At 59.8% G+C, this 13,031-nt stretch carries 10 protein-coding genes, 1 pseudogene and 1 other annotated feature; of the genes and pseudogenes, 2 read left to right on the top strand and 9 right to left on the bottom strand.

Annotation, left to right across the window (positions count from 1 at the left end):
• Positions 1 to 3: 3 nt before the first annotated feature.
• The 5 genes from ACSQ9D_RS33585 to ACSQ9D_RS33565 all read right to left on the bottom strand — a co-directional run bounded on the left by ACSQ9D_RS33585 (position 4) and on the right by ACSQ9D_RS33565 (position 5,765).
• A complete protein-coding gene (locus tag ACSQ9D_RS33585; protein WP_436286082.1) occupies positions 4 to 1,005 on the bottom strand; it encodes a dihydroxyacetone kinase subunit DhaK in 1,002 nt (333 codons plus the stop codon).
• 22 nt (positions 1,006 to 1,027) lie between these two features.
• Positions 1,028 to 2,062, bottom strand: a complete 1,035-nt coding sequence (locus ACSQ9D_RS33580) for an ABC transporter permease (protein ID WP_436286081.1) — start codon at positions 2,060 to 2,062, stop codon at positions 1,028 to 1,030.
• Positions 2,059 to 3,612 (bottom strand): sugar ABC transporter ATP-binding protein, encoded by a 1,554-nt coding sequence (locus tag ACSQ9D_RS33575; RefSeq protein ID WP_436286080.1) that lies wholly within the window; start codon positions 3,610 to 3,612, stop codon positions 2,059 to 2,061. The genes ACSQ9D_RS33580 and ACSQ9D_RS33575 overlap by 4 nt, the downstream gene beginning before the upstream one ends.
• Positions 3,613 to 3,701: 89 nt before the next feature.
• On the bottom strand, positions 3,702 to 4,712 hold the full coding sequence (locus ACSQ9D_RS33570; protein ID WP_436286079.1) for a substrate-binding domain-containing protein: 1,011 nt from the start codon (positions 4,710 to 4,712) through the stop codon (positions 3,702 to 3,704).
• A gap of 30 nt (positions 4,713 to 4,742) precedes the next feature.
• On the bottom strand, positions 4,743 to 5,765 hold the full coding sequence (locus tag ACSQ9D_RS33565; protein WP_436286078.1) for an ABC transporter permease: 1,023 nt from the start codon (positions 5,763 to 5,765) through the stop codon (positions 4,743 to 4,745).
• Positions 5,766 to 5,962: 197 nt separating this feature from the next.
• Here ACSQ9D_RS33565 and ACSQ9D_RS33560 point away from each other — a divergent pair, with 197 nt between their 5' ends.
• A complete protein-coding gene (locus ACSQ9D_RS33560; protein WP_436286077.1) occupies positions 5,963 to 7,048 on the top strand; it encodes a LacI family DNA-binding transcriptional regulator in 1,086 nt (361 codons plus the stop codon).
• Positions 7,049 to 7,330: 282 nt separating this feature from the next.
• Here the strand turns inward: ACSQ9D_RS33560 and ACSQ9D_RS33555 are convergent, their stop codons facing one another.
• The 4 genes and pseudogenes from ACSQ9D_RS33555 to ACSQ9D_RS33540 form a co-directional block, all read right to left on the bottom strand.
• Positions 7,331 to 8,797 carry a SulP family inorganic anion transporter gene (locus tag ACSQ9D_RS33555; protein WP_436286076.1) on the bottom strand — a complete coding sequence of 489 codons (1,467 nt, stop codon included), beginning with the start codon at positions 8,795 to 8,797 and terminating at the stop codon, positions 7,331 to 7,333.
• Positions 8,798 to 8,867: 70 nt separating this feature from the next.
• Positions 8,868 to 8,923 (bottom strand) — a sequence feature (sul1 is cis-regulatory element that is thought to sense ions involved in sulfur or methionine metabolism; They are found in Alphaproteobacteria).
• 139 nt (positions 8,924 to 9,062) lie between these two features.
• Positions 9,063 to 9,490 (bottom strand): annotated as a pseudogene (locus ACSQ9D_RS33550) (OB-fold nucleic acid binding domain-containing protein); the annotation flags it as partial.
• Positions 9,491 to 9,803: 313 nt separating this feature from the next.
• A complete protein-coding gene (gene dgoD / locus ACSQ9D_RS33545; RefSeq protein WP_436286075.1) occupies positions 9,804 to 10,952 on the bottom strand; it encodes a galactonate dehydratase in 1,149 nt (382 codons plus the stop codon).
• A gap of 59 nt (positions 10,953 to 11,011) precedes the next feature.
• A complete protein-coding gene (locus ACSQ9D_RS33540; protein WP_436286074.1) occupies positions 11,012 to 11,767 on the bottom strand; it encodes a FadR/GntR family transcriptional regulator in 756 nt (251 codons plus the stop codon).
• A gap of 210 nt (positions 11,768 to 11,977) precedes the next feature.
• On the opposite strand from ACSQ9D_RS33540, the gene ACSQ9D_RS33535 reads away from it, so the two are divergent.
• Positions 11,978 to 12,961, top strand: coding sequence for an arabinose ABC transporter substrate-binding protein (locus ACSQ9D_RS33535; protein WP_436286073.1), 984 nt, complete (start codon positions 11,978 to 11,980; stop codon positions 12,959 to 12,961).
• The last annotated feature ends 70 nt before the right edge of the window (positions 12,962 to 13,031 follow it).

The following is a 13,031-nucleotide window of genomic DNA, read 5'->3' as shown; positions in this document are numbered from 1 at the left end:
GCATCACCCCGCAACGTACTGAAAGAAGGGCGTATTAACCGGAGCGCTGACGAGGCGGTCCAGTTCCTCGTCGAGATGCAGGATCGAAATCGAGGCACCGGCCATTTCCATCGAGGTGGCGAACTCGCCGACCCAGACGTATTTCGCGGTGACGCCGCGCGCTTCGAGGAGCTGCGAAACGCGACGGAAGAGGATGTAGAGTTCTTCCAGTGGCGTGCCTCCGAGACCGTTCATCAGCACAGCAACATCGTCGCCCTGCTTGTAGTCCGTTTCCGCGAAGACGCGGTCCATCATCTCGTCGACGACGGCGTCGGCCGGCGCGAGCTTCTTGCGGCTGATACCCGGCTCGCCGTGGATGCCCATACCGATTTCCATCTCATCTTCGCCGATGGAGAAGGTGGCATGGCCGATTTCCGGAACGACGCAGCTCGAGAGGGCAACGCCCATGGTGCGGGTGCGAAGACGTGCCTTGTCGGCAAGACGTGTGACTTCTTCGAGCGAGAGGCCTTCCGCGGCAGCAGCACCGGCGGCCTTGTAGATGAAGAAGATGCCGGCGACGCCGCGGCGCTTGTGCTCCTCGCCGACGACCGACGAGGCGACGTCGTCGTTACCGACGACCTGCTTGACGACGATGCCGTCGAGGTCAGCGAGCTCGGCCGCCATGTCGAAATTGATAATGTCTCCGGTATAGTTGCCATAGATGTAGAGCACGCCGGCGCCTTGATCGATGTGCTTGGTCACCTGGTACATCTGCTCGGCGCTGGGCGACTGGAAGACGCCGCCGACGGCCGCGCCATCAAGCATTCCGTCGCCGACGAAGCCGAGAAAGGTCGGCAGGTGGCCGGAACCGCCGCCTGTGGCGATCCCGACCTTGCCGGGCTTGACCTTTGCTGTGACGAGACAGCGCAGATCGCCAGCCGTATAGGTTACGGCGGGATGCGCCTTGTAGATGCCTTCCAGCATCTCCTCGACGAAATTGACGGGGTCGTTCAGGAATTTTTTCACGGGGTTCCTCCGGGAGTGGGGGTTATTTCTTACGCTGACGCGTGACGAAGAAGGCGGCCGCCAGCAGGATGAAGCTACCGACGACGAGCCGTTGCCAGGTGCTGGGAATGCCGACCATGACGAGCACGCTGTTGAGCACGACGATCAGCAGCACACCGAGAAGAGTGCCGAGAACCGTACCCGTGCCGCCGGTGATACGCGCCCCACCGAGCACGACGGCGGCGATGACGTTGATCTCGGTGCCACCGAGATCGAAGGGGTTGGCCTGCCGGTTGGCGCAGACATGGATAATTCCGGCAAGACCCGCGAGCGCGCCCGCATAACCAAACAGGAAGACATGCACGGTGCGCAGGCTGTAGCCGAGGCGGCTTGCGATCTCGGCATTGCCGCCAACGGCGAAGATCGCACGGCCCATCAGGGTGCGATTGAGGATCCACCAAGTGACGAACGCCGCGACAGGCAGGACGAGGAAATAGAATGGTAGCGTGATGAGTGCGCCATTGGCGGATTCAAACTGGACGAGCGGCATGCGACCGAAGGCACCCATCTGCGGCGGCAGCGACATGATCCAGACGGTGCCGATGAAGGAGAGCAGGAAGCCGCGGAAGAGATACTGCGTGCCGATGGTGACGATCAACGACGGCACCTTCAGGTGATGGACAAGGAGGCCGTTGATGATGCCAAGTACCGCACCGCCAAACGTCGCCATCAGGATGACGACGACGATGGGCAGACCTGGTAGATAGTGCTGCACCAGCACCGTCATCGAATACATGGTGAAGGCCGCGATCGCCGTGAAGGAGACGTCGATGCCGCCAGCAGCCAGGATGATGAAGACGCCGAGCGCGAAAAGTCCCATGACCACGCTGGCGCGGCCGATATCGATGAGCGTCGAGGGCTGCAGGAAGACCGGGTTGGCGATGGCGACGCTGACCAGGATCGCTATCAGGAGAAGGAAGGTGATCGTCTCCGGGCGACGGTGCACGAGCGCACCGAAGCTGAAGGAACGCGACGGATTGGCAGCGCCATGGAGTTCATCGGTTCGGGAAGCGCTCATTGCACAGTCTCCGTCGTAGTCGTCAGCATCGCCTTGTAAAGCTGGTCTTCCGTTGCCTGCTCCGCATCCATTTCCGCGACCACCTGGCCGCCGTTCATCACGAGGATACGGTCAGCGTTCTGCAGCAGTTCGGGCAGGTCGTCGCTGACGATGATCAGGCCCATGCCGGATTCGGCGAGCGCCTGGATGACGCGGTAGATCGTATCCTTGGAGCCAACGTCGACGCCGACCGTTGGCCCGTGCAGCACGAGCAGCTTCGGCGCGATGCTCAACCAACGACCGATCAAAACGCGCTGCTGGTTGCCGCCCGAAAGCGCGCCGACCGGCAGGTCTAGATTCCTGGTGTTGAGCCGCATTTCCTCGGAAAGCCGGGCCGCGATGGTGCGCCCCTCCTGCCGATCGACGACACCGAGCGAATTGGCAAGGCGCGAGACGATCAGGGCAATCTCATTTTCGAAGATAGACTTGCCGAGGAACAGGCCTTCGGCGAGCCGGTCCTCCGGCACGTAACCGATGCCCCGCTCGATCGCCTCGGCCGGCGAACGCACGGAAACGGCCTTGCCCTCGATGGTCACCACGCCACTTGTCGCGGGGGCGACGCCGGTGAGCGCCATAGCAAGTTCGTTGCGGCCGGAGTCGGCCAGACCGGTAATGCCGAGGATTTCGCCCTTCCTGATGGAAAAGCTCATGTTCCGCACGCCGTCGGCGACGAGGCGGTTGACCTTGAGGAGTTCGTTATCGGCCGGCTTGCCCGTGCGATAGCGCTGGGCGTCGATCGATCGGCCAGTCATCAGCTCGGCCAGTTCCTTCTTGCTGTAGTTCGCGATAGGCCCTTGCGCGACACACTGGCCGTCACGGAAGACGACAGCGTGACCGCCGATGCGGTAGCATTCGTCGAGCTTGTGCGTGACGAAAAGCACGGCGACGTTTTCGGAACGAAGGCGTTCGACGACGCGAATGAGATTGTCCACCTCGCGACGGGTCAGCGACGTGGTGGGTTCGTCCATGATGACGAGCTTGGCGCGGGTCGCGATGGCCCGTGCGATGGCGACAAGCTGGCGGGACGCCAGCGGCAGGTCGGAAACGATCGTGTTGAGGAAGGCGGGATCGACCGGCAGGCCCGCAGCCGCGAGCGCCCTTTCCGCCGTTTCCCTCAGTCGCTTGCGGTCGAAGAGGCGCGCCAGGCGGCCATTGGCGTTGACCAACTGCTCGTTGAGCGCGACGTTTTCGGCGACGGTCAGGTTGGGCAGCAGTGACAGGTCCTGGTAAACGGTCTCGATGCCGGCGGCGAGCGACTGGATCGGCGTCAGCGACGAAAAGGTCTCGCCATCGAGTATGATCTCGCCCGAAGTCGGCGCGTGTGCGCCGGACATGATCTTGATGACGGTGCTCTTGCCGCAACCGTTCTCACCGAGAAGATGGTAGGCTTGGCCCGACTGGAGCGTCAGGTCGATGCCGCGTAGCGCGTGCACGCCACCGAACCATTTCTGGATGTTTCTGAGTTCAAGGAGCGCCGCAGAACGCTGCGCGGTGTGTGCTTGTGCCGCCACGGAAATTGTCCTCGTGCTGACCGGCGCGTTGCCACGCCGGACGGTTCGGCCGGGAGGCTAATCTCCCGACCGGCTGACGGTTTTCCCAATTAGAAAAGGTGTTCCTTGTAGGTCGCCTTGTCGGCCAAGACCATGCCGTTGCCGAGGATCAGTAGACCCTTTCCCGGGCCTTGCTTGACGGAGACCTTGTTGTAGCCTTCGACGCCGAGGTCCATGCCGTCGGTGACTTCCTTCTTCTCCAGCAGCAGCTTGGCGACGGCGTTCATCGCCATGCCCGCCTTCTGCGGATCCCAGAAGCCGATTGCGGTGATGGCGCCGGATTCAAGAAGGTCAGCGGACGGGTTCGGCAGGCCGGTGCCGACCAGGCAAACCTTGCCGCTCAGGCCCGCTTCGTCGATGGCGCGGCCGACGCCGAGGACGTCGTTGCCAGCCGAGGTCTGGAAGCCCTTGAGATCAGGGTGCTTGCGCAGGATTTCCTTGGCTTTCTCATAGGTGCCGTTGGCGTCGTCGAAGGATTCGTTGTTCGGATCGACGAGTTCCATGCCGGCATACTTCTTCGCATTCTCTTCGCCAGCACCGACCCACTGCATGTGCGTGCGGCTGCCGAGCGAACCGACGAAAGTCGTCCACTTGCCTTGCTTGCCCATGCATTCGGCCAGGCGCTCGTTCAGCGCCGCACCGTAGTCGGCATTGTCGAAGGCCTCGACGTCGGCATTGGTGTTGGTCTGGTTGTCGGCTTCATGCGTCACGACGACGATGCCGCGATCCATGGCGCGCTGGAACGTGCCTTCGAGAACAGCCGGGTCCATCGGCACGACGGCAAGTGCGTTGACGCCCTTAGCGATGAGATCGTTGACGATCTGCAACTGCTGGGCCGAGTCCGCCGTCGCCGGGCCGCTCTGGGTGGCGACGACGTCAGGATTGGCTTCCTGATAGGCGACGACGCCGGTGTTCATGCGGTCGAACCACGGAATACCGCTGATCTTGACCACGGTGGCGATGACAGGCTTGTCCTGTGCGGCCAGCACACCGATCGAACCTGCGAGCCCGACGGCTGCGGCGGTGGTTCCAGCCAATAGCTTCTTCGAAAACGACTTCATAGTTTCCTCCACGAATATTCCCTCCTGTTTCTACTTCGATGCTTGAGGGACAGGCACCGAAGGGGTTTGCGTGCGGCGACCCGAGGACAGGAAGCCAGCGATGTCGTAGCGGCCGACCGCCAGGAACGTGAGCAGCAGCAGGCCCCAGGCGAAATCGCGCACGAAATTGGAAAGGCCGCCGAAATTGAGCAGGCTCGACATGAGCTGCAGAGCGATGGCGCTGAGCACGACGCACACGACGCGCCCGTAGCCGCCGTCCGGCTTCACGCCCGCCATGACGGCGATGAGAATGGCGATGAGCAGGTAAGAACTGCCGTAGTCGAACTTCACGTTGACGTTGCGCGCCGCGATGATGACGCCGGCGAGGCCCGACAGCGTACCTGAAATCCCATATGTGGAGATGAGCACGCCGTTCTTTGGGAAGCCCGCATAGACCGCGGCCTTCGGATTGGTGCCCATCAGCATCAGCCACAGGCCGTAGGGCGTGAACTTCAAGAGCGCGGCGACGATGCCAGCGACCAGTACGAAAAGGAGGAAGCTGATCGGCACCTCGGCGATCATGTCATTGCCGATGCTGGAGAGGAGCGCCGGGCTGCCGACTGTCACGGCCTTCCCGCCTGAGACCACTACCGCAAGACCCATAAAGGCCATTTGCGTACCGAGCGTGCAAAGGATCGGCGTGATGCTCAGCCGCGAGATGAGAAGGCCGTTGATGACGCCGCCGGCAAGGCCGACGAGGAGCGCGCCCGCGATGAAGGCAATACTGAAGGCCGCACCACTTTCCGTAGCCGACAGGAAGGACGACACGACGACAGCGGACAGCACGCCCGAAAGATTGGCAAGCGCAATGCCCGACAGGTCGATGCCGCCATTGCCGGCGCACATGGCAAGCATGACGCCGATGGCCAGAAGGCCGATTTCCGGCACTTGGCTCGCCATGGACTGGAGATTAAAAGCGGAAAGGAACAAGCCGCCGGAAATCAGGGCACCCGTAGCAAGCAAAAGGCCGTTTATGACAACCAGCATCGCCAGCTGTCCGCCGGTTTTTTGCATGATCCCCTCCCATTTGTTTACTAAACAATACCTAGCTTCACTAAAACGCTAGCAAAGGAAATTTCCGCTGACAAGCCCCTTTTAATGCTCTGCTTCGGTTGCTTAAGGTGCATAATTGCCTTAGGTCTCGCAAATATCGTCTAAATCGTTTAGTAAACTTGTTAGCAGTCGCAGCATAAGAGGCGCCGTTATTCCGCATGAAGAAACCGGGAAAACTGACTATCAGGGACATTGCCGATGCGGCGGGCGTATCGCCGGCGACGGTTTCACTCGTGTTGAACGGCAAGGGAGAGATTTCCGGCGTAACGCGAGCCCGCGTGCTGGAGGCGGTGGCAAGTCTCAACTACGTGCCACGCGCAACGCGCAGCAGTACGGAACCGGGCGAGACATTGCGCTTCTTGAAGATCGCCAAGCACGGCCACACCGTCAATCGCGACCACAGCGTTTTTGTCTCCGATTATATTGACGGCATGTCGGCCGAGGCGACGCGGCGCAACTATACGCTGGAAGTAGTGAGCTTCGAGGGCCAGCCGATCAGCAAGGTGGCGGAATCGCTGGCCGGTGCGCCGATATCAGGCGTCATCGCGCTCGGCACGGAACTGACGGAGGCCGATATCAGGCTCATCCAGGGTCTGGGCCTGCCGACCGTCTTCATCGATACGTTCTACGACGTGCTCGACGCCAATTTCGTCGACATGAACAACGAGGACGCCGTCTACAAGGTACTGTCTCGGTTCCGCATGCAGGGTTTCCGGCGCATCGGCTTCGTCGCCTCCCATGTTGATACGACCAACTTCCGCCTGCGCCGCGAGGCCTTCTTCAAGAACATGGTAAGGCTCGGCCTGGCGGTGAACGAGGCCGACATCCTCTCGGTGGAATCGACCTATGACGGAGCCTATCTCGATACGCGCGCGCTGCTTTCGACCGGGCTCGAGCTTGCGGAATGCTATTTCTGCACCAACGATATTATCGCCTACGGCTTCATCCGCGCGCTTCGCGAACATGGCGTTTCTATCCCGCAAGACGTTTCGATCATCGGCTTCGACAACCTGCCGCAGAGTGCCACCATGGAGCCGAGGCTGACGACCATCGACGTCTCGAAGCGCAAGATCGGCTACCTTGCCGTCACCGTGCTCGACGACCTCATCGCTGCAGCCGAACCGCAGCCGCCGGTCAAGATTCTCGTTGGCGCGGAACTCATTCTGCGCGCCAGCCATGAGCATGGCGCGGTGAAAACGACACGCGAGCGACCGCCGCGGGCGATGCGGTCGCCAGCGGGATAAAGGCAGGAGGGTGGAACACCGCGCAATCTCTCAACATTCTCCCAGTCGTCCTTCTCACGCCGCCGCCCCATTAGTGGAAGTTCCGCTTGCGCACCTTGAGGGTATCGATATGCAAATCGGGAATTTATCCCGAACCGGATACTATGCCGAGCGAGTTCCCTAGAGCACGCGATTTCCGATAGGTCTGGATGATAAGCTCGGCATAATAATCTGCCTCCGCAAAGCAAACCTAGCGGAGACATCTACGACTCCGAACTCGACGCTCTTGCAGCAGATACGAGATCAGACCTCTTTGAGCTTCATCGGGCCATTGAGGCTTCCAATCAGCGTGGCACTTGCATCGTTCAACCCCAAGACATTGGCGGCGATGCCATGTGCTTTGAAACGCTCAACGACCTTGTCGAGAGCTGCGACGGCAGTTATGTCCCAGAAATGGGCTTGCGATACATCAATTAGCACCGCCATACCGGTTGCTTCCTCGATATCAAATGCTTCAACGAAGACGTCGGCTGACGCGAAGAAGACCTGACCCGACACCCGATACGTCACATGACCCGCAGCAGCATTTGTCTGGGTTTCAACTCGCAACAGACGAGCAACCTTGAACGTGAAGAACACGCCACTCAGAAGAACGCCTACGGTAACCCCCAGAGCAAGATTGGAGCTGAACACCGTGACGAGAACGGTCACGACCGTGACGGCGCTCGACATCTTCGGGTGGACGACCACGGTCTTCAATGACGACCAATCGAAGGTATCGATAGAGACCATCACCATGATGGCAACGAGTGCCGCCACGGGAACCTGAGAGACCCACGGCTTCAGCAAGACCATCAGGACGAGCAGGAACGCACCAGAGAACAGTGTGGAAAGTCTGCCACGTCCACCGTATTTCACGTTGCCGACGGTCTGGCCGATCATGCCGCAGCCTGCGATCCCACCGAAGAGGCTGGCCGCAGCATTGGCGATGCCAAGGCCGGTGCACTCCCTGTTTTTCGAACTCGGGGTGCCTGTGAGATCATCGACGACACTGGCCGTCATCATGGATTCCAGCAACCCAACCATGGCTATGGCAAGCGCCGGTCCGGCGATGATCGTCAGGGTCTCCAGTGTGAGGGGAACGGTGGGCCAGCCGAAGATTGGAAGGGATTCCGGTAGCTTGCCCAGATCGGCGATCGTCATCACTGGAAGCTGCAAGGATATCGAGGCAGCGGTGAGAACCAGAATGCAGATCAAGGGCGACGGGATGGCAGTGCTAATCGTCGGCACAAGGTAGATGACCGCGAGCCCTGCCGCCAGCATCCCATACGCAAGCCAGTCACCCCCGAAGATATGCGGTAGCTGGGCCGCGAAGATCAGAATCGCGAGTGCGTTGACGAAGCCCGTTCGGACAGATCTCGAAACGAAGCGCATTAGGACGCTGAGACGGAGAAGCCCGAAGGCAATCTGGAACACGCCTGCCAACAAACCGGCGGCAAAGAGGTAAGGAAGCCCATGGGCGTGGACCAAGGGTGCTGCAACAAGGGCAACCGATCCGGCAGCGGCGGATATCATTGCGGGACGGCCTCCTGTGAAGGCAATCACGATACCGATGATAAAGGATGCGAACAGGCCGACTTGAGGATCGACGCCCGCGACGAAGGAGAACGCGATAACCTCGGGGATTAGCGCGAACGTCGCGACGGCTCCGGCGAGCATTTCGCGCATAGGATTGGCGGACCAATCCCGACGGATGGAAGAAAATTGCATTTGATGAGTTCTCGCAAAGCATGGCGAACGCGCTCTTTCGAGCGGTCGATTGAATGGCATGCAGGTTTTGCGTGGTCTGGCGGATCGGCGGCCAGAAGAGCCACCCGGAGTTTCACCGGGTCCGTGGTGAGTAATTTTTAATTACCGCATTTATTCTGCAATGCAACATGAAAACGGCAGCGGCTTCAATTGGCGCGAAGCTGCCAAGCGCAGAGCGAGATTTTATGCCGAGCTTATCATCCAGACCTATCGGAAATCGCGGGCTTCAGGGAACTGACTCGACATAGTAGCTCGGGATATGCCGAACTCGGCACAAGGGAATGAAGATGTCCCTTGGCTTTGCGGCCGCCCGGCCTTGCGAGTCCTGGCTCCCGAGCAGAACCACGCGCGAATTCATCTCCTTTGCCCGTCGGCAACTTGAACTCCAGATCGTGGTCCGTCAGCCGGGCCAGGTCTCCTGGTAGGTCGAAAAGCTGCTGCGCAACCAGATGGACGACGTCGCCCCCTCGCTGAATGCGGCAGTTGATCGCCATCATCGACGATCCGAGAACGACCTGACGGGCGTTCGAACAGGCTTGGCCAGACGACGAGATTGGCCGGCCCCGTCTCGTCCTCGATGGTGATGAACATCACGCCTTTCGCTGAGCCAGGCTTTTGCCTGACAAGCACAAGACCTGCAGTTATCAGCCATCGCCTCTGTGTTGTGAGCAACGACCACAAAGGGGGCGTCGAAGTAGAGCCATTTGGCTCCCTGCCACAACGAGCGGTCGGCCGACAGCACTCAAAAAGCTTCCAGTTAGAACCTCGAAGAAGGCTTGACTGGTCGAAAGCTCATCAGGCGGCATTGGGTTTCCTCACGTCTAGGCACCCACTAAGGTGTGATTCCAGCCAACTTCAACAAGATCTCAGCCGGTATTACAAAGGCCGCATCCAAGCCGGCACGTGTGGAAGGATGGCGTGACTATATGCGGCCGGACCACAAGCCGCTCAGGGGCTCTTCCGCGTTTCACCATTCCGCGAAACTGCCATCGTCGTGGCGCCAGATCGGGTTGCGCCAACGATGCCCTTCCTTGGCGCGTTCGATGACATAGGCTTCGTCTACCTCGACACCAAGACCCGGACCCTTTGGGATCGACACGAAACCGTCGGCATAATGGAACACCTCCTTGTTGGAGATGTAGTCGAGGATGTCGTTGGCCTTGTTATAATGGATGCCAAGGCTCTGCTCCTGGATGAACGCATTGTAGCTGACGGCATCGACTTGTAGACACGCGGCAAGCGCGATGGGACCGAGCGGGCAATGCGGGGCGAGCGCAACATCATAGGCCTCCGCCATCGAAGCGATCTTGCGGCATTCGGTTATGCCGCCGGCGTGGCTCAGATCCGGCTGGATGATATCGACATAGCCGTCAGCAAGAACAGACTTGAAGTCCCACCGTGAATAGAGACGCTCCCCCAGCGCAATAGGCGTCGAGCAATGATTAGCGATTTCCTTCAACGTCTCACGGTGCTCGGACAGGACAGGCTCTTCGATGAACATCAGTTTGTAAGGCTCCAGCTCCTTTGCAAGAACCTTTGCCATCGGCTTGTGAACGCGGCCGTGAAAATCGACGCCGATGCCGACATGTGGACCGATCGCCTCGCGGATCGTAGCGATTGTCTCGACCGCCTTGTCGATCTTCTCGTTAGAATCGACGATTTGCATTTCCTCGCAGCCATTGAGCTTGATCGCCTTGAAGCCGCGCGCAACGACGTCTTTGGCGTTGCGGGCGACGTCGGAGGGGCGGTCGCCGCCGATCCAGCTGTAGACCTTGATGCGATCGCGCACCTGACCGCCGAGCAACGAGTGGATCGGCTGGCCGAGTGCCTTACCCTTTATGTCCCAGAGAGCCTGATCGATGCCTGCCAACGCAGACATGTGAATGGCACCGCCACGGTAGAAGCCGCCGCGATACATAACGGTCCAGTGGTCTTCGATGAGAAAGGGGTCTTTGCCGACCAGATAGTCGGCCAGTTCATGAACGGCCGCTTTGACCGTAAGCGCCCGGCCTTCGACAACAGGCTCGCCCCAACCAACCACACCTTCATCCGTCTCGATTTTCAGAAACAACCAGCGCGGCGGTACGATATAGGTCGTCAGTTTCGTAATCTTCATCAGAGTTGGGGCTTTCATTCGTCTGTTGTTGCGTCCGCGGAATGGCCGCGATTGTCTGCTTACTTGGTCCGACCGATAACTTTCTCAGCAGCGGCGAGGTCGCGTACCGCGAGATCCAGCATGCGGTTGGCGCATTCACGGGCTTTGGCGCGATTGCGCAACCGCAACGCCTCGACGAGCTCGCCATGGACGGCAACGGCGTCCTCGCGACTTTCGACCGCGATGTTCGAGGCGTGCAGCGCATATTTCAGCGCTGCGTGGATGGCGCTTAGCAGCCGGCGAAAGACCTGATTATGGCTTGCCTTGAGAAGCACCGCATGGAAGGTCACGTCGGCATCGGTGAAAGCCTCGGGGTCTCCGGCAGAATCGCGCATCTGCCGCCAGGCGCTGTCGAGATCGGCGATTTCTTGGGTAGACGCCCGTTCAGCCGCATATTCGGCGGCCGCGGGCTCGATCGTCCGACGCGCCTCGAGGACACAGCCAAGCAGGTCGAAGTCTTTGATGTAGGGCCCCATCCATTCAAGCACTTCGGCATCGAGGATGTTCCAGTCGTCCCGGTCGCAAACTGACGTGCCGATCCTCGGCTTACCGCGCACCAGTCCCTTGGATTCCAGCACTTTAAGGGATTCGCGGATCACCGTGCGGCTGACGCCATAAATTTCACAGAGGTCGTTCTCGCGTGGGAGCGGCGAGCCGGCGCGATAGCGTTCCGAGAAGACGTCTTCGGCAATTGCAGCCGTCACGCTTTTGCGCACGCGGGGACGGCGTTCCCGGCGCGGATTTACATCCTCATTCTGCTGCTCGATGGAATCCAAGATGACATCTCCGCTTTCCTTGCCCGCGAAGCAAACCAAACCCTCATAGCCGAATTCGATTTCCTTTGCGACGCCCGCCTTGCGGGCTTGATGTGATCCTAATATCCCAATCATCATACAAAGGCAATTGACTGGTATGATGATTTGTTCTACTTCATTTTTCACTGCCAGGGAGGCAGATGCTCATTTTCAAGGGTTAGGGAGAGAGACATGCGCTTGTTGAAAGCAGCCATCCTGGCTGGCACGTTTGCCATTATGGCCGCCGGCTCCGCATTTGCCGAAGATGTCAAGATCGGTTTCATCGTAAAGCAGCCGGAAGAGCCGTGGTTCCAGGACGAATGGAAGTTTGCTGACCAGGCTGCCAAGGAAAAGGGCTTCACCGTCGTCAAGATCGGTGCGGAAGATGGCGAAAAGGTCCAGTCGGCGATCGATAACCTCGGTGCCCAAGGCGCTCAGGGCTTCGTGATCTGCACCCCTGACGTAAAGCTCGGCCCCGGTATCGTCGCAAAGGCAGCCGCCAATCAGTTGAAGCTAATGACCGTCGACGACCGTCTGGTTGATGCTGAAGGCAAACCGCTGGAAGACATTCCCCACATGGGCATCTCGGCCACCAAGATCGGCGAAACTGTCGGTCAAGCAATCGTCGACGAGATCAAGAAGCGCGGTTGGGACATGAAAAATGTCGGCGCAATTCGCGTTTCGTACGACCAGCTTCCAACCGCCGTTGATCGTGTCGAAGGCGCCATCTCAGTGTTGAAGGCCGCGGGCTTCCCTGCTGAGAATATCTATGACGCTCCGCAGGCGAAGACGGATACCGAAGCGGCTCTCAATGCCGCGACCACCGTTCTTAACAAGCATGCCGACGTGAAATACTGGGTTGCTTTCGGCCTCAACGACGAAGCCGTTCTCGGCGCCGTGCGCGCTTCGGAATCGGTCGGCATTGCGGCTGACAACATGATCGGCGTCGGTATCGGCGGTGCAGAATCGGCGATCAACGAGTTCAAGAAGCCATCGGCCACCGGCTTTTTCGGCACTGTCATCATCTCGCCGAAGCGTCACGGCTACGAAACCGCGCTCAACATGTATGACTGGATCGCCAGCAACAAGGAGCCAGGCAAACTGACGCTGACCTCCGGGTCGCTTGCACTGCGCGGCGACTACGAAAAGGTTCGCAAGGACCTCGGCATTCAGTAATCGCTCTTGCAATGTGATGTCATCCCGGCGGCATGGTCACGGTCGCCGGGGCTCTTTCTCGACGGAGCGG

It is taken from the genome of Rhizobium sp. LjRoot258, from assembly GCF_964254185.1.
Lineage (GTDB): Bacteria > Pseudomonadota > Alphaproteobacteria > Rhizobiales > Rhizobiaceae > Rhizobium.
Note: the sequence above shows the minus strand (reverse complement) of the source record. Positions and strands in the feature narration are given on the sequence as shown.